Here is a 17,187-nt window from a genome sequence, read left to right as displayed (position 1 = left end):
GCCTACGAGTCGGAATGAGAACTCCCTACATCTTATTTATCAGTTAATGCCTCGATCCCGGGAAGATTCTTGCCCTCTAAGAATTCCAGGCTTGCTCCGCCGCCCGTGGAAATATGGGTCATCTTATCCTGTAATTTGAATTTAGCCACTGCGGCCGCGGTATCACCGCCGCCAATAATAGTGACTGCCTTAAGCCCTGCCAGGCATTTGCCTACTTCAGAGGTGCCTTTGCTGAACGCGTCCATCTCAAAGATACCCAGCGGGCCATTCCAGACAATGGTTTTTGCCGTGCTTAATTTGGAATTGAACAATTCTATGGTTTTCGGGCCGATATCCACTGCGATCTTTCCATCAGGGATCGCGTCTGTCAAGGTGATCTCGAACTTGGCGTTGGCGTCCACAGTCTCAACTACCACATGATCCACCGGCAGAACGATCTCTTTCTTCAAAGAGCCGGCTTTATCCAGGATGGATTTAGCCAGGTCCAGCTTGTCTTTCTCTAATTTGGAATTACCGATAGCCTTGCCCTGGGCTTTCAGGAAGGTATAAGCCATGCCGCCGCCGATGATAATAGCCTCGCATTTTGGCAGTAAATTCTCAATAACCCCGATCTTATCGGAAACTTTAGCCCCGCCCAGGATGACCATAAAAGGCTTCTGGGGATTGCTTACCGCGTCGCCTAAATATTTGATCTCTTTTTCCAGCAGGAAACCAGCGGCGGATTTAAGGAATCTGTCACTCCGGCTGTGGAAGCGTGAGCGCGGTGCGCTGTGCCAAAGGCGTCATTAACGAAAACTTCGCCTAATGCGGCTAACTGCTGGCTGAAATCCGCGTTATTGCCCTCTTCTTCTGCGTGATATCTAAGGTTCTCTAAAAGGACAATCCTTTCCTTAGAATTGATCACTCCGGCCTTGACTTCCGGGCCAACGCAATCATTCAGGAAATTTACTTTTTCTTTGAGTAATTCTTCCAGCTTGGCTGCTACCGGTTTCAAGCTGTATTTATCCACTCTTTTGCCGTCCGGCCTGCCTAAATGGCTCATCAGAACGAGCTTTTTTGCGCCTTTTTCAAGGATAAACTTGATCGTGGGTAAAGTTTCGCGGATGCGGGTATCGTCAGTAATGTTGAGGTTAGCGTCCAGCGGAACATTAAAATCCGCTCTCATTAATACAGTTTTGTTCTTCAAATCCAGGTCTTTTACAGTCAATTTTGCCATCTTTTCCTCCAGTATTAGAAAGTATTAATATATACGAAATTGGCTAATTTGTCAAAAGATTTTCTGGTCTTGCGGCTTTGCGGATAGCGGATATAGGAAGGTATTTTAATGAATTTGCCGGGTTGTTCGCTCAAAGTCGATTTTACCCTATCGAGCCGCCAAAGGTCTTTCGCATTTTGGCAGTTGCGGAACTCGTCGCATTTATTCTAACAAATGCTCCTTAACATCCTCGCTGTCCCGGTGTTGTCGCTACGCTCCGCCGGGATACCCAAAATACTCAAGCTGCTTTGGCTAAAATCTCCATTCGCTCGCACTCCCGCCAAATTCTTTTATTGGCATTCCAAATTAGCTAATTATTTAATTACTCTACTTATTGTCTTTTATTTTCTTACCGTAACAACAAATGGAACTTCATTCGCAATAATCCATTTATCCAAACCCATAACCTCGACTCGAATCTTATATTCACCTTCTTCTTCAGCTACCAAATTACCAGCAATTATGTTTAACCGATGTCGGCGAACTGGTAAAGGTATACTGTCGGTTTTAAAAACATCTTTGATTTTCCCCGAGGGCGAAATTAATGTTATTTTAACCATTAAGGAATTATCTTGATCAGTTTCTTTTTCCCAAAGAGTGCCAATACCAATAGTTGGCATTTTCGCTGGTAAACCTTTAGTTATAACTATTTCAATACAATTAACATAACTTACCATATTTGTTTCTTTATCAGTTATAATATTAGATGCTAACACCGTCCAAATATTTTTAATCATAAATCACCTCTCACAATATTATTCAACCCTTTGACTTCAATTGTATTATCATTTGTTACTAAATTATTCCGATGAGCTACTAGCGGGTTATAATATGTTTTGTCATTATCAACGCCCCGGGAACTTACACGAGTTATAAATATATGTTCTCCTGCGTGTTCAATTATTGGCAACATGGAATTAATCGTATAATTCATTGAAAGAAGCATTACCATATAAGTATTTTGGGACACCCCTTGTCTTTGCGCTCCTAACGCTATTGCCTGATGTAAATCACGTGGCATTCTTAAACGAGTTTGTCCACTATATTCTGATATCTTGTGTGGTTCTGGTAAGGGTACATTCTCGGCTTTCAGAGATTCAATATAGCCTTCTAGAACAGTTTCAGCTTCTTTCAGAGCCTCTTCATAAGTATTTCCAAAAGCTGACAAATTCTTAAATTCAGGGATAGTAGCAATGAATCCAGCATCCTCATCACTCCAAACAATATTAATTGAATATTTCCCCATGGCGCCCGCCCCCTTTTTTATTCTTTATTATTTTATTAAGCCGTATTTTTCGATCAAATCTAAGACTACTTTCACTTGCCAGCTTTTAGCTTTGCCATGTACATCTTGTATATTAACCATTGCATCTATCCTATCCCGTATTAATGGATGCTTGTAAATCTTATGCGATGTACCTTTCTGCCTATCAAAAACGAAACCCGCTCCTTCTACTAAGTTACATAACTCTAGAAAAGAAAGATTATTCGAAGAAGCACAAGCCTTTTCATAAATTTTGAAGATATCCGGCATCTTCTCTCCATCACAATGATACCATATCTGGAACCATTTTTCAAGTCCATATCGAAATTTATGGTACCATATCCGGTATCACTGTCAAGTAAAATTTTTGTTTTCATCCTGTTTAGTGAAACACAAAAAAATCAAGATAACAAGATTAGCCTTGCGGGTTTGCTGGAGCGCACAATCAGGAGATTTTCGGCAAATACATGTGAGGGCTGTGTCACAAAGCGAGTTCCGCAGGCCAAAGGCCGAGGACTGTCCGAGCGACTGACACAGGCCTCACTAACTTAACGGCTCGACAGCCTGCCTGCCGGCAGGCCAGGACCCGCAAAATCAGTAATAAAAAAGGGCTGGACGATCAAGTCCAGCCCTTTTGGGATCTGCTTAAAAAGCTTTATTTGTTTTCATCCTGATTAACCATCATTACTGTTTTATCCCCTAACATAGTGACCGGGAGCTTGCCATCCCATTTTTTGATCCATTCCAAAGAAACGATCTGCGGATTAACCGTTGCCTTGATCAATTCCTGCCGTTTGGATTCCCCCTCGGCTTCTAAAATAACCGCTTCTTTGTTTTGAGCGGCCTGCATCTTCTTATACTCAGCTGTTTTGATCTTCTGCTCTTCGATCTGTTTCGCCTCAACTATCCGGTTGAATTCCGGGGTGAAATCCACATTCACTAAATTAACACTCTCGATTACGATAAAATACTCGCCTAATTTTACACGCAAGGCCACTTCAATAGCATCTTTCAATTCCGCGCGCTTTACAATAATATTCTCCACAGTGTATTGAGATACTAAAGACTTGGCGATCTCATTGGTTATAGGGATGATGATCTTATCCGTATAATCCCTGCCTACTTTTGTGAATATTTCATTTACTTTGGTATAATCAAGATGGTAGTTTATTACGGTTTTCATCCTAACCAGCTGCAGATCTTTGGAAGCGCAATCTTCCACTATATCGATCCGCTGCGTTCTGATATCAAATACACTGAGCTGTTCAATGACCGGCATTTTCAAGTTGAACCCCGATTGAACCGATTTAGTCTGCCCCGTAGCCTGATTAAATATTACGCCTACCTGGCCGACGCCTATTACATAAAAACTTCCAAAGAAGATTACTAAAGCCACGACAAAGACCCCGGTTTTGATCAACCAATTTATCGCAAAATTAATTGTATCCCGCTGTTCCATTTTTCTCCTCCTGTTATTTTAATAAAACCAACCTTGAATGATATTGTACCACAGAACCATGGATTGCAAACACATTAGCGCCCTAAAAATATTCTGATTTTGTGGAAGGCGAGTATATTTGACCGAAAAAAGCAGTGCGGGCTGTGTCACAAAGCGAGTTTCGTTGGCCACAGGGCCACACCGGACGTTCTGACGCAGAAAGCGACATACTCGCCACTCCTATATGGCGAGGTGCCATACGCCCGGGTGCAGGCCGGAAGGTCGAGGACTGTTCGAGCGACTGACACAGTCCTCACTGACTTAACGCCTCGATTAACGTAAAATCAAGCGCGGTACATTATCACGTTAGCTTTTTCCAGGGTGATCAAGCCTTCCTTAACCATTTCATCCAAACTGGGAATAAACGCGGAGATCTTCTCTTCACTGTCCACGATCTCTATTATTATGGGCAGGTCCTCGGAAAGCCGCATTATCTTGGCTGTATGCATATGGCTTTTGCAGCCGAACCCCATAAAGCCTTTAATAGCGGTCGCTCCTGCCATTCCATTTTGCTTCGCCAGAAAGATTATCTCCTCATAAAGAGGCTTGCCCTGCCATTTATCCGCTTCACCGATGAATATCCTAAGTAATTTTCCTTCAGCCGGAAGTTTCATAACGCCTCCCTATTTTAATTTATATAGCTTCGCCTAATAGAACACCCAGCCGGAATACGATAAAACCGAATACCACGCTGACCAACACGTTCATAAAAGCCCTGAGGCTTTCCCCGTCTTTGATCAAACCGTTAGTTTCCATGATCAATGCCGAAAACGTGGTGAACGCGCCGCAGAAACCGATCATCAGTAATAATTTAGCGTTGGTGCCCAGCATGAACTTATTATCGGAGATCGAGACCAGAAAACCGATTATAAAACATCCAACCAGGTTAACTACTAATGTGCCATAAGGGAAAGCCGCGCCGGCGATCCGGTAAACAAGACCGGATAAAAAATAACGCGCCACCGTGCCTACTGCGCCGCCAACGATCAAATAAAGGAATTTTATCATAGGTAATACACTTCTCCGGTTGAGTTCAATACACTTCTCCCTTTAATCCCCGCCCAGTTTCCGCTTTGAGTTCAGAAGCGTTCCTGATTTACTAGATACGCAAATTGCTGCAAACTAAGCTCTTCCGGCCTGATCTTGGGGTTAATTTTATATTTCGCGAAGAATTCTTCCAGTTTTTCCTTAGAAACAACATCCGCCAGGCTGTTGCGCAGGGTCTTCCTTCTTTGCTGGAATGAAGTACGGATGATCTTGAACAACAGCTGTTCATCCCGAACATCTACCGCCGGGGTTTTCCTGACCAAAAGCCGCAAAAAACAGGAATCCACTTTGGGGACCGGGTGAAAGCTGTTTTTCTTGACCGTAAACAGTATCTTCGGCTCAAGATAATACTGGGTAAAACAGCTGAAAGACCCGTATTCCTTTGACCCCGGGCTGGCAGCGATCCTCTGGCCGAATTCTTTCTGCACAGTCAGGAATATCTCCGAGATCATTTCCTTATAATTCAAGAGGCGCTCGATTATCGGCGAAGTAATGTAATAAGGAATGTTGCCAAAGACTTTGATCTTTTTCTCGCCAAGCTGTTTAATATCGAATTTAAGTATATCATGATGGATCACCTCGGCATTGTCGCGGCCGGCCAAAGACTCTTTGAGGATCGGGATAAGCGAGCTGTCGATCTCCAGGGCGAATAATTTCTTTACCTTGTCGGCGATCAAGCCGGTCATTGCGCCCTGGCCTGAGCCGATCTCTAATACACTATCAGATCGGCTGAAATCGCAGAATTCCACCAGCTTGCGCTGGATATTCCGGTCAACCAGAAAGTTCTGTCCTAAGCTTTTTTTTGGTTTGCTGTGCATTCTAAGGCGAGTTTTATGGCAGAGATCATTGAGCCCGGATCAGCCTTGCCTTTGCCGGCGATATCAAAGGCAGTGCCGTGTAGAGGCGAAGTCCGGATGAAATTAAGCCCCAGGGTTATATTCACCCCGCTTTGATCACCGGTCAGTTTCAAAGGGATAAGCGCCTGGTCGTGGAACATAGCGATAACCGCGTCAAATTTGCCTTTGGCAGCCCTGGCTATGGCAATATCAGCGGGCAGAGGCCCGGCTATTCCCTTGATCTTTTTGCTTAAACGCTTAAGGCAGGGAATAATGATCCGGTTCTCTTCATCACCGATCAAGCCGTTATCCGAGGCATGCGGATTGATACCGCAGACCACGATCCTGGGATACGATACGCCAAAGATATTCTTCAGGGAATTATAAGTTATGGCAATAGTCTCTTCTATTGACTTAGCGCTGATCCGGGATGCCGCATCTTTTAGAGGTATATGCCGGGTGACCAGGCTGAAACGGAATTTATCATTCAAAAGCATCATTACCGAATGAGGAACACGGCTTTGCTTTTCCAGATATTCGGTGTGCCCGGAATAATGATAACCCGCCAGGTTTATCGCCTCTTTGGATATCGGAGCGGTGACCAGGCTGTGAATTGAGCCGAACTTCAACAGATCCATAGCCAGGTCCAGATATTCCATTGATGCCCGGCCATAAGCAGGTTTAACCTGTCCGGGTTTAAAACCGCCGCGCTTTACATTATTCAGGTCAATGAACTCAAATCCTTTAGCCTTGCGGCCATATTTATCAAAAACCCGTTTATCGCCTATAACGGTTATCTTCGCGTTATAGCGATACCCCAAGGCCTTGGCAACTACCTCAGGCCCGATGCCAGCCGGATCCCCTATGGTAATGCCGATACTTATTCTCGATGATCTTAAAGCCATATTCGTTATCCTTACGGCATTATCTTTATATACGCGGTTTTCTTAAGCCCATCCACCCATTTAACCAAAGCCTCCTGCATCTTCCGCTCGAGCAAGCTGTTATTTATCTGCTCCCTGACCTCGGCTAAGGTCTGCTGACGCGGCGGGATTATAGCACTAAGTTTAAGCAGATAGAACTTGCCCAGGTTTGCCACAGGCTGGGATATCTCGCCGACCTGGAGATTGAACAAGACATCCTCGATCTCTTTCCTCAATTCCGTCTTGCGGGCATCAAGGTCGCTCAAGGTAAGCGAGTATTTTTTCGCCGCCTCATTAATATCCAGGCCGTCTTTCAACTGCTTATATACGCTCTTAGCCAGATCCTGGCTTTCAAAAAGTAAAGACTGAAATTTGCGCTCTTCCCTGGTCTTGAACAAAGACATATTCCGGTTGTAGAAATCCGTGATCTCAACAGGATTTACCACGATTTTTGACCTGACCTTGCTGTCGATGATGTTATACATCAGCATCTGGTCCCTTATCTTAGTGACCAGGTTGGCCTCGACCATGCCGTCTTCAGCTAACGCGCTGCGAAAATGCTTCTCGGACGGATAACGCCGCTTTATCTCGGTTATCCGGGAGTTTACCCGGGATTCATCGGCCCTGACGCCGTTCTTTTTAGCCTCCTGCAAAATAAGCTTATCCTCGATAAGCCGCTGTAAAAGGCCCGCCTTCATACCGGTTATTTTTTCTTCAAGCTGGCTGCCGCTCAACTTATCCGCCATTTGTATGCGGGTAAAATTTACAAAATTATCCAGGTCGGTCTGGGTAATGACCTCATTACCGACCACAGCCACTATTTTATCCTGCGCCGCGGCTGGAGATATCAGAACCGATAAACTTATCACCGTTAATGCTGACTTCAAGAATAAATCTCTGGCTGACATAATCATCCTTTCGGTATTTTTTGAAGCGTATTTATAGCTTCTTTCAAGAGCCGGCAGTAAAGGTCAAAACCCACCGCGTTGACGAAGCCGTGCTGTTGGACGCCTAAGAGGTTGCCTGCGCCGCGGATCTCAAGGTCTTCCATAGCGATCTTGAACCCCGCGCCAAGGTGGCTATATTCCTGCAACGCGGAAAGCCTTTTTTGGGATATGGCTGATAAAATCCCCGACCGGGGGACCACGAAATAAGCGTAAGCCGAACGGTTGAACCTGCCTACCCTGCCCCTTAATTGGTGCAGGTCGGAAAGACCGAAGGTATTGGCGTTATTGACTATGATCGTATTGGCGTTCGGTATGTCTATGCCGGACTCAATGATCATAGTCGATAACAGGATATCGATATCGCCTTTTATGAAGGCGGACATCACCTGTTCCAGTTCCCTGGCAGGCATCTGACCGTGGCCTATAGCCAATCTTGCGCCTTTAGGCAATAAGCGGCTGATCTTTTCCTGAACACGCTCCAGGTCCTCTATGCGGTTATGCAGGAAAAAAACCTGGCCTTTGCGGTTCAACTCCCGCAAAATCGCCTGCCGAAGCAGGTCTTCATCATATTCTACCACGACAGTCTTGATAGGCAATCTATTTTCCGGCGGAGAATCGATGACCGACAGGTCTTTGGCGCCCATCAGGCTCATATACAAAGTCCTGGGTATGGGGGTCGCGGTCAGCGTCAGCACATCGGTAGTCAGCCTCAAGGCCTTGAGCTTTTCCTTGGCCTTAACCCCGAAACGCTGCTCCTCATCGATTATCACCAGGCCCAGATCCTTGAAAATAACGTCATCCGACAATAACCGGTGAGTGCCGATAACTATATCCACTTTGCCATCCCTGACCCTTTTAATGATATCCGCCTGCTGACCGGGCGTGCGGAAACGGGAAAGCATCTCCACGATCACCGGAAAGTTCTCCAGCCTCTTGGAGAAATTCTGAAAATGCTGTTCAGCCAGGATAGTGGTCGGGACAAGATAAGCCACCTGCTTATTATTCACCACAGCCTTGAATCCTGCGCGCATGGCCACCTCGGTCTTGCCGTAGCCCACGTCCCCGCAAAGCAGGCGGTCCATAGTCTTAGCCTTTTCCATATCAGCCGTCACATCCATAAGCGCTTTTACCTGGTCAACTGTTTCGGTGTAAGGAAAAGTTTCGGCGAATTCTTTATGCAGTTCAGTGTCTGCGGAAAACGCGAACCCATCCGCAGAGAGCCGCATTGCTTGAAGGGACAAAAGGTCCCAGGCCAGCTTCTCAATGCCCTTCCTGGCCCGGTTTTTGATCCGTTCCCATTCCTTTGATCCCAGCCGGAAGAGTTTCGGCCTTCTTATATGGAAAGAGATGTATTTCTGAACCAGGTGCATCTGGTCCACCGGCACAAACAGCTTTTCTCCGGCGTCGTATTCAATGACTAAGTTATCCTGGGCCTTTTCCCCGGTTTTTATCTTCTGCAGGCCCTTGAACCTGCCGATACCGTACTGGTTGTGCACCACGTAATCGCCGATATTAATATCGACGAAATTCTCCAGGGGGAATTTCTCGTTAAAAGAAGGCTGGGTAACGCTTTTGGCTTTTTTGAAAGGGATGATTATGGCTATGGTGTGTTCCCAGAGGCTGGTGCCTTTAAGCGGGTCAAAACTTTTTATGGAAACGATCTTCTCCGCGTCCAGGTCTATTCTGACCGGCAGTTCAAAGGTAACCGGGAATATATCGATTATCCCGCCGCGCACGCTGAAATCGCCTTCGTCGGCCACCGCTGACTGGCGATGGTAACCAAAGCGGACAAAACTCTCAGCCAGGTATTCAATGCTGACCGTTTGTCCGGTATATATCTTCAGCGATTTAAACATTTTTATCCTCTTAAGACCCGATCTCGCAACTTGTTGCCGGCTAATTACTTACAAGACCGGGTCTTGAAATGAATAAAATACAACCGCCCACTTTCGCGTTAAAGCTCCAGTGGGCGGCGGATACATCGATATCAAAAACTTTTTACTTGGCGTTTCCTCTCTTACTCCAGGCAAGCACCAACGGAGATGCGATGAATATAGTGGAGTAAACACCGGAGACAAACCCTACGATCAAGGTGAACGCGAAATTGCTGAGCACCTCGCCGCCATAGAAGAATATCGCCAATACCACCAATAAGGTTATGCCGGAAGTAAGGATCGTTCTGGAAAGCGTCTGATTCACGCTCAGATTGATCAGCTCACGCAGGCTTAACTTGCGGTACAAACGGCTGTTCTCCCTGACCCGGTCATATATAACGATAGTATCGTTGATCGAAAAACCGATAATGGTCAGGAAAGCCGTGACCGATAAAAGGTCGATCTGCCTTCCGGTCATCGCCAGGAACCCGAACGCCACCAGCACGTCATGGAAAAGCGCGATGATGCCGGCAATAGCGAAATTAACATGTTTAAACCGGAATCCCACATAGATCAGTATGCCAATCAATGACCAAATCAAAGCATTCACGGCCTTGCCTTTTAAATGCTTCCCGGCAACCGGGCCTACCCTTTCGATCTTGAGCACCTGGACATCCTCAGCGGGAAAAACCGATTTCAGCCTCGCCACCATCTCCTTGCTTTTATCCTGGGCAGTGCGGATAAGAATGACATTAGGCTTATCCCTGAACTGCTGGATGGAAGCGTCGGCCATATCCAGGTCTTTAAGCGCCTCGCGCACCCTATCAGCGTGCACCGGATTCTTAAAGCTGAATTCCTGGACCTGTCCGCCGGCAAAATCTATGCCGAAAGACTTTTTGCCGTTCTTGAAGAAAACGAACAAACCTGCGATTATCACTACCGCGGAGATCACGTAGAATATCCGGCGATGGCCTATAAAATCCACTTTGGTCGGCCTGATCAAATTGAGCATAGGCAGGGATTTTATCAGCTTGAAATGCAGCAAGACTTCGAATATGGTCCGGGTAACCACTATAGCGGTAAACATACTGGCCATAAGGCCTATGGTCAAAGTGACCGCGAAACCGCGGATCGGACCTGTACCGAACTGAAAGAGCAAGAACGCCGCGATCAAGGTAGTCAGGTTGGAATCAAATATGGCGCTGAAGGCCTTGTCATAACCGTTGGCTAAAGCCGCCTTCAAACCTTTTCCCGCGGCCAGCTCTTCCCTGATCCTTTCATTGATCAGGACGTTGGCGTCAACCGCCATACCTAATGATAAAACGATACCGGCGATACCCGGCAAAGTCAAGGTCGCGGAAAAATCCGGAAATAATAAAGGAAGCAGGCCTAATGTCCCTACAGTTATCAAAAGATTGAACACCAGCGCAAAAACCGAAACGACACCGGCTAAAAGGTAATAAACAGCCATTGCCGCGAATACCAGCAGTATCCCGATAAGGCTGGCCTTGATCCCGCTGTTTATGGAATCCTGTCCGAGCAAAGGCCCGACAGTCCGTTCCTCTTCCACATACATCGGGGCGGGCAAAGCGCCTACCCTTAAGATGATCGCCAGGTCCTGCGCCTCGTCCATAGTGAACCGGCCGGTGATCTGCGCCTCTCCCGAAGGGATGGGCTCGCGGATGTTCGGGGCCGACTGGACCTTGCCGTCCAATACGATCGCCAGCCTCCTTCCGACATTGGCTGCGGTGATCTCGGCGAATTTCTTCGCGCCTTCGGCGTTGAATTTGAGGCTGACCGCCGGCTCATTGAAAGCGCCGGAGCTGAACTGGACCATTGCGTCGGTAAGCGAGTCTCCGGCAAGCACGGCGTTCTGCTCGACCAACAACGGGTCATTGTCATCAACCGTGTATTTCAACTCATAGCCTTCCGGGACTTTGCCCGCCAACGCCTCGCCTAATTTATCCGCTTCAGCGCTGACCAGTTTGAATTCCAGAAGCGCGGTCTGTCCGATAAGCTCGATCGCCCGGTCGCGGTCAGTTATCCCGGGGAGCTGGACAACTATCTCGTCTTCGCCCTGTTTCTGGATCGTAGGCTCGCGCACGCCGAACTGGTCGACCCTGTTGCGGATGACCTCGATCGCCCTGTCTCCGGCGTCATCCTTAGCCTTGCCGGAAAGCTTTGAGGTATCGACCTTGAGCAAAAGATGCATACCCCCCTGCAAGTCCAACCCCAGATTGATCCTTTTCTCCAAAGGAAAAGAGTAATACGCGCAGAGGCCCACAATACCCAGGATAACCGCTATCTTTGTCAAAAGTCTTCTATCCATCTTAATTCCCCTGATTGGCGCTTTGTTTCTTGACCACGCGCGCCACGCAGTTCTTTTCCACATCGATCTTCACGTTCTCATCGACCCGAAGGGTGACCACTTTATCCTTGACTGCGACCACGGTGCCGTGGACGCCGCCGGAAGTGACAACCTCGTCGTTCTTTCCCAAAGCTTCAAGCATCTGCTGATGTTTCTTCTGCTCCGCTTTCTGCGGCCGGATCACCATAAAATAAAAGATGCCGATCACCAAAACGAAAGGCAGAATGCCGCTGATCAATGAACCTGACTGAGCTGTTTGCGGGGGCATCTTATCCCTCCTTCTTTGCGGTTAACTTTGACCTTTTGATGGCGTTGACAACGCTGGGCGTTAGCTTCGCGCCTTTGCTTACCCAGTAAGCGATACGGGCCTCATCGACTTTGACGGCTTTGGATACCGGGTTGTAAAAACCCAGCTCTTCGATAAACCTGCCGTCGCGGGTCGTGCGCTCGTCAAAAACTGAAATACGGAAATGCGGCTTCTTTATCGGATTTTTCCCGATCCTTCTCATACGTATGCGTACTGCCATTTTCTCTCCTTTTTTGTTATTAAATGATCGCTTCCATTAAAGCTTTTGCTTTGTTCACGGTCTCCGTGTATTCTTTCTGCGGGACCGAATCCGCGACTATGCCGGCTCCGGCCTGGATATACGCGGTCTTGCCCTTGACGCAGATCGTCCGGATAGTGATCCCGGTATCCAGGTTCCCGGAAAAGCTGAAATACCCCACGCATCCGGCGTACGTGCCGCGGCGGGAATTTTCCAGCTCCTCGATTATCTCCATCGCCCTGACCTTGGGAGCGCCGCTCAAGGTCCCGGCCGGGAAACAGGCCCTTAAAACGTCGAAACTATTGTATTTTTTGTCCAGCAAGGCAGTCACATCGCTGACCAGGTGCATAACGTGGGAATATTTCTCCACCTTCATGAACTCGTTGACCTTGACGCTCCCGAGTTTCGCCACCCTGCCCAGGTCGTTCCTGCCAAGGTCAACCAGCATCAAATGCTCGGCCTTTTCCTTCGGGTCGTTCAAAAGCTCCCGCGCCAGCTTCTTATCCTCAGCTTCGGTAGATCCTCTTTTTCGGGTGCCGGCGATCGGCCGGGTCTGGATGACCCCGTCCTCGCAGCGGACCAGCAATTCCGGGGAAGAGCCGATCAAGGTGATATCGCCGAGTTTCAAGTAGAACATATACGGCGAAGGATTGGAACTCCTCAAAGAACGGTAAATATTAAAAGGCTCCCTCTCGATCTGAGCCTGAAACCTCTGCGAAAGCACTACCTGAATGATATCGCCTCTTCTTATGTGCTCTTTGGCTTTATTAACTATACCACAAAATCCCGATTTCGCAAAATTAGATGTTATTTTTATCTTTTTGCGTTTCTCCCGCTCTTTTTCCGGCTTAACCGTTAAAGGCGCCTCAAAATCCTTCTGCAGCCGCTCGATCTTTCTTATTGCCTGGCCGTAGATGCGTTTTCTTTGGGAGATGGAAAGCTTGGCCCCGGATCCGGATCTCGGCAAAAGGCAGTTGGCGATGATCTTGATCGTGTGATTTATATGGTCAAAAGCCAGGATCGTGTCGGTAAGGATGAATAATGAATCCGGGTAATCGAAATCAGCCGGGTTCTTGTCCGGGATCTTCTCAAAGAACCTGACCATATCATAGCCCATATACCCCACAAATCCGCCGTAAAACCGAGGCAGGCCTTTTACCTGAGCGGGGACAAAGCCCTTCATGATCCGAGCCATCTCGCCTACCGGGTCAATCGCGGTTATGAACCGGCGCGAGGCTTTCTCATTGTTCTGGCCGATCATCTCGACTACTTTGCCTTTGGACTTGAAGACAAGGCTGGGCCGGCTTCCCAAAAAAGAATACCTGGCGATCTTTTCCTGCCCTTCCACGGATTCCAGCAGGAACGCGTAATCGTCCTTCTTAAGTTTGAGGAAACTCGATACCGGGGTATCCAGGTCAGCGCTGATCTCTTTGTAAACCGGGATCACATTGGACTTAGCCGATAATTTCAGGAATTCTTTTAAAGACGGTTGATACAATTTAAACAGCCTTTCTGTAAAAACACGAGCGGTTCCCGGTATGGCAGGCGACGCCTACCTGGCGCACCTTGATCAATAACGCGTCCATATCGCAGTCATAGGCGAGCGACTTAACAAACTGGAAATTGCCGGAAGTCTCGCCCTTGACCCAGTATTCCTTGCGCGACCTCGACCAGAAACAGGTCTTTCCCAGCTTAATGGTCCTTTTTACCGATTCAGCGTTCATATACGCCAGCATCAGGACATCGTTCTTTTTATAATCCTGAATGATCGCCGGAATAAGCCCCTTCTTATCGAACTTCAAAGATCTCACGCTAAACTTAGTCTTCTTCATAACGGACAGGCACTCCTTTTTTATCCAGGTATTCTTTAACCTGTTTCACGGAAAGTTCACCGTAGTGAAAAAGCGATGCGGCCAAAGCCGCGTCAGCCTTTCCTTCAGTTAATACATTGTAAAAATGCTCGACCTTGCCGGCGCCGCCCGAGGCGATCACCGGGATATTCACTTTTTCCGCTACGGCTTTGGTCAATCCCAGGTCATAACCATCCTTGGTCCCGTCGCAATCCATGCTGGTCAGAAGGATCTCTCCCGCTCCCAGCCTTGCGGCCTCCGCCGCCCACTCTACCGCGTCAAGCTCTGTAGGCGTCCTTCCGCCGTTGATGAAAACCTGCCAGTAGAAATCCGCTGACCCCAGGTCATTATAAGTCTTCTTCGCGTCAATGGCCACCACAATGCACTGGTTGCCGAATTTTTTAGAGCTATCGGAGATCAATTCCGGGAATTTTACCGCCGCGGTGTTCAGCGAAACCTTATCCGCCCCGGCATTAAGCAAGTTGCGGATATCGGTTGTATCGCTTATCCCTCCGCCTACGGTAAAAGGCATAAAGATATTCCCGGCGATCTCCCGGACCAGCTTTACCAGTGTCTTTCTTTTTTCAAAACTGGCGGTTATATCCAGAAAAACCAACTCATCCGCTCTTTGCCGGTCATAGAGCTTGGCGACCTCGACCGGGTCTCCGGCGTCTTTTAATCCTAAAAACTTTACCCCTTTTACCACCCGGCCGTCTTTAATATCCAGGCAGGGGATGATCCTTTTATTCAGCATATTTTATTACTGTTGTACGGATTATTCGTTAGACGCTTCTTTGTTCAAATACGGTTCCAACACGGACCAAGTCAGCTTCCCGACTTTGCCGTCGGCAGTAAGATTGTTCACCTTCTGAAATTCTTTTATCGCCAGCCTGGTCTGGGTGCCTCTGCGGCCGTCAACCGGGCCGGGATTAAAACCGGCGTTCTTCAAAGCCCTTTGTATCTGCTTCACCGAAGGCTTGCCAACATCCTCTTTCGAAAAAGACTGAGGTTCCTTGGCCTGCCGGGCCAAAGCAACTTCCTCGGTCTTTTTAGCCAAGGCTATCCTTAAACTGCCCACTTCGGCGGTCTTCTGCTGAAGCTGCAACTCCAGGCCGCTTACCCTGTCTTGTAAGGCTTCCATATCCAACCGGCTTTTATTGCTCATAGTCGCGCATCCGCTCAAGCAAACCAGGAATATCCCGCTTATAACCAAGACCCCTGCCTTCATCCGAACCTCCTCAAATTTGAGCTCAGCCTGCATCCTGCAGGCTTCCCCCGGTTAATTTTATCGCCTCTTTTAAAGTGAATTTCTCTTCGTACAAAGCCTTGCCGATAATCACCCCGCAGACCCTTTTCGGATCAAGGCTGTAAAGCTTGTTCAGGTCCTCAAGGCAGGATATGCCCCCGGAAGCGACAACATTCAGTCCTGTATCTTTCAGGATCTGAGCTATACCGCCAATATCCGGGCCTCTTAAAGTCCCGTCTTTGGATGTATCGGTGTAAATTACCTGCTTAAAACCCGCATCTTCCAGTGCTTTGGCAAAATCTATCGCGCCTAATTTACCCTGGCTGGCTGACTGCCATCCTTCGGTCATAACCACGCCGTTCTTGGCGTCGATGCTGACGATGATCTTTTCGGCGTATTTTGCGAGCATATCCTTGAGGAATTGACTGTCCTCTACCGCCCTGGTACCCAGCACGATCCGGCTTACACCGATGGCGAAGATATCCTTGATGGTCTTCTCATCGCGCACGCCGCCGCCGAACTCTATCGGGGTATCCACGGCCTCGACGATCTTTTTCACCGCGGCCAGGTTCTGCGGCTTACCGCTGAACGCGCCGTCCAGGTCAACCACATGGATAAGCCCTGCCCCCTGTTTCTGCCAGTGCCTGGCGAAAACGACCGGATTGCGCGAATACACGGTCTCTTCCCCTTTGCCCTGGAAGAGCCTGACCACATTCCCGCCTTTTAAGTCGATCGCCGGTATTATTAACATTTATCCTTAAGCTCTCAAAAAATTTTCCAGCATCTTCAAACCTGCCGCCTGGCTTTTCTCCGGATGGAACTGCATAGCGAATATATTATCCTGCCAGATGATCGAGGCAAAATCCCTGCCGTATTCAGTGGAAGCGGCTATAATCTCCTGTTGGGCCGGCTGAGGATAATAAGAGTGGCAGAAATAAACCGAACTGCCGTCTTTCAGGCCATTAAAAACCGGACAATTCATCTTTCTGATCTTTATCTGGTTCCATCCCATATGCGGTATTTTCAGCCCGAGGGTAAAGTCGAACTTCTTTACCGTTCCCCGCAATATACCCAAACCTTTGGCCTTAGGCGATTCCTCGCTGGAGTCAAAAAGCATATGCATCCCTAAACATATGCCCAGGAATATCTTCTTCGCTTTTATATGCTCCTCAACAGCGCCGGATAATCCCTGTTTTTCTATCTCGGCCATAGCATCGCCGAAAGCGCCTACGCCGGGAAGGACTACCTTAGCGGCTTTCTTGATATCCTCGGCTTTATTGGTGACTACGGTCTTGGCGCCCATAGCGTCCAGCGCTTTCTTCACGCTGTGAATATTGCCCATTCCGTAATCGATTATCGCGATCATATTCTCTTTGCTGATTCTATAAAATATTAAGTCATCTGCGGCTGTGTCCGTCGCTCGAACAATCCTCGGCCTCCCGGCCTGCACCCGGATTTATAGGAACGTCCGGTACGGCCCTTCGGCCTGCGGAACTCGCTTTGTGACACAGCCTCCGCTGACTTAAACTTACAT

Annotated in this window: 19 protein-coding genes and 1 pseudogene; all 20 read right to left on the bottom strand. The window is 48.0% G+C overall.

Annotated features, from left to right (window positions below; translation table 11 throughout):
* Positions 1–32 precede the first annotated feature (32 nt).
* Positions 33–1,216 (bottom strand): annotated as a pseudogene (locus tag M0R35_00890) (phosphoglycerate kinase).
* Positions 1,217–1,596: 380 nt separating this feature from the next.
* Positions 1,597–1,992: a hypothetical protein gene (locus M0R35_00885; protein MCK9594217.1), complete on the bottom strand. Its 396-nt coding sequence runs from the start codon at positions 1,990–1,992 to the stop codon at positions 1,597–1,599.
* On the bottom strand, positions 1,989–2,501 hold the full coding sequence (locus M0R35_00880) for a type II toxin-antitoxin system HicB family antitoxin (protein ID MCK9594216.1): 513 nt from the start codon (positions 2,499–2,501) through the stop codon (positions 1,989–1,991). Before M0R35_00880 ends, M0R35_00885 begins: the two co-directional genes overlap by 4 nt.
* Positions 2,502–2,528: 27 nt before the next feature.
* Entirely contained in the window at positions 2,529–2,789 is a 261-nt protein-coding gene (locus M0R35_00875) for a type II toxin-antitoxin system HicA family toxin (GenBank protein MCK9594215.1), read from the bottom strand.
* Positions 2,790–3,174: 385 nt separating this feature from the next.
* Positions 3,175–3,978 (bottom strand): prohibitin family protein, encoded by an 804-nt coding sequence (locus M0R35_00870; GenBank protein MCK9594214.1) that lies wholly within the window; start codon positions 3,976–3,978, stop codon positions 3,175–3,177.
* 323 nt (positions 3,979–4,301) lie between these two features.
* On the bottom strand, positions 4,302–4,631 hold the full coding sequence (locus tag M0R35_00865) for a DUF190 domain-containing protein (protein MCK9594213.1): 330 nt from the start codon (positions 4,629–4,631) through the stop codon (positions 4,302–4,304).
* 19 nt (positions 4,632–4,650) lie between these two features.
* The gene (gene crcB / locus M0R35_00860) at positions 4,651–5,025 is read right to left on the bottom strand and encodes a fluoride efflux transporter CrcB (protein ID MCK9594212.1); all 375 of its coding nucleotides are present in this window, start codon (positions 5,023–5,025) and stop codon (positions 4,651–4,653) included.
* A gap of 71 nt (positions 5,026–5,096) precedes the next feature.
* Positions 5,097–5,882 carry a 16S rRNA (adenine(1518)-N(6)/adenine(1519)-N(6))-dimethyltransferase RsmA gene (gene rsmA, locus M0R35_00855; GenBank protein MCK9594211.1) on the bottom strand — a complete coding sequence of 262 codons (786 nt, stop codon included), beginning with the start codon at positions 5,880–5,882 and terminating at the stop codon, positions 5,097–5,099.
* On the bottom strand, positions 5,855–6,805 hold the full coding sequence (gene pdxA, locus M0R35_00850) for a 4-hydroxythreonine-4-phosphate dehydrogenase PdxA (GenBank protein MCK9594210.1): 951 nt from the start codon (positions 6,803–6,805) through the stop codon (positions 5,855–5,857). Before pdxA ends, rsmA begins: the two co-directional genes overlap by 28 nt.
* 11 nt (positions 6,806–6,816) lie before the next feature.
* Positions 6,817–7,731: a peptidyl-prolyl cis-trans isomerase gene (locus tag M0R35_00845; GenBank protein MCK9594209.1), complete on the bottom strand. Its 915-nt coding sequence runs from the start codon at positions 7,729–7,731 to the stop codon at positions 6,817–6,819.
* A 2-nt stretch (positions 7,732–7,733) separates the two neighbouring features.
* Positions 7,734–9,626, bottom strand: coding sequence for a transcription-repair coupling factor (mfd, locus tag M0R35_00840; GenBank protein MCK9594208.1), 1,893 nt, complete (start codon positions 9,624–9,626; stop codon positions 7,734–7,736).
* Positions 9,627–9,768: 142 nt separating this feature from the next.
* The gene (secD, locus tag M0R35_00835; protein MCK9594207.1) at positions 9,769–11,973 is read right to left on the bottom strand and encodes a protein translocase subunit SecD; all 2,205 of its coding nucleotides are present in this window, start codon (positions 11,971–11,973) and stop codon (positions 9,769–9,771) included.
* Position 11,974: 1 nt separating this feature from the next.
* Positions 11,975–12,280 (bottom strand): preprotein translocase subunit YajC, encoded by a 306-nt coding sequence (yajC, locus tag M0R35_00830; protein MCK9594206.1) that lies wholly within the window; start codon positions 12,278–12,280, stop codon positions 11,975–11,977.
* A gap of 1 nt (position 12,281) precedes the next feature.
* A complete protein-coding gene (gene rpsP, locus M0R35_00825; GenBank protein MCK9594205.1) occupies positions 12,282–12,539 on the bottom strand; it encodes a 30S ribosomal protein S16 in 258 nt (85 codons plus the stop codon).
* Positions 12,540–12,558: 19 nt separating this feature from the next.
* The gene (trpE, locus tag M0R35_00820) at positions 12,559–14,055 is read right to left on the bottom strand and encodes an anthranilate synthase component I (GenBank protein ID MCK9594204.1); all 1,497 of its coding nucleotides are present in this window, start codon (positions 14,053–14,055) and stop codon (positions 12,559–12,561) included.
* Between the two features lies 1 nt (position 14,056).
* Positions 14,057–14,389: a phosphoribosyl-AMP cyclohydrolase gene (gene hisI, locus M0R35_00815; protein MCK9594203.1), complete on the bottom strand. Its 333-nt coding sequence runs from the start codon at positions 14,387–14,389 to the stop codon at positions 14,057–14,059.
* The gene (gene hisF, locus M0R35_00810; protein MCK9594202.1) at positions 14,376–15,161 is read right to left on the bottom strand and encodes an imidazole glycerol phosphate synthase subunit HisF; all 786 of its coding nucleotides are present in this window, start codon (positions 15,159–15,161) and stop codon (positions 14,376–14,378) included. Before hisF ends, hisI begins: the two co-directional genes overlap by 14 nt.
* 21 nt (positions 15,162–15,182) lie before the next feature.
* Positions 15,183–15,635 carry a peptidoglycan-binding protein gene (locus M0R35_00805; protein ID MCK9594201.1) on the bottom strand — a complete coding sequence of 151 codons (453 nt, stop codon included), beginning with the start codon at positions 15,633–15,635 and terminating at the stop codon, positions 15,183–15,185.
* Between the two features lie 22 nt (positions 15,636–15,657).
* Positions 15,658–16,404, bottom strand: coding sequence for a 1-(5-phosphoribosyl)-5-[(5-phosphoribosylamino)methylideneamino]imidazole-4-carboxamide isomerase (hisA, locus tag M0R35_00800; protein ID MCK9594200.1), 747 nt, complete (start codon positions 16,402–16,404; stop codon positions 15,658–15,660).
* A gap of 6 nt (positions 16,405–16,410) precedes the next feature.
* On the bottom strand, positions 16,411–17,019 hold the full coding sequence (hisH, locus tag M0R35_00795; GenBank protein MCK9594199.1) for an imidazole glycerol phosphate synthase subunit HisH: 609 nt from the start codon (positions 17,017–17,019) through the stop codon (positions 16,411–16,413).
* Positions 17,020–17,187: the final 168 nt, after the last annotated feature.

Source organism: Candidatus Omnitrophota bacterium (assembly GCA_023227985.1).
Classification (GTDB): Bacteria; Omnitrophota; Gorgyraeia; order Gygaellales; family Profunditerraquicolaceae; genus JALOCB01.
The sequence above is the reverse complement of the archived record's forward strand: the minus strand, read 5'-3'. Positions and strand labels throughout refer to the sequence as shown.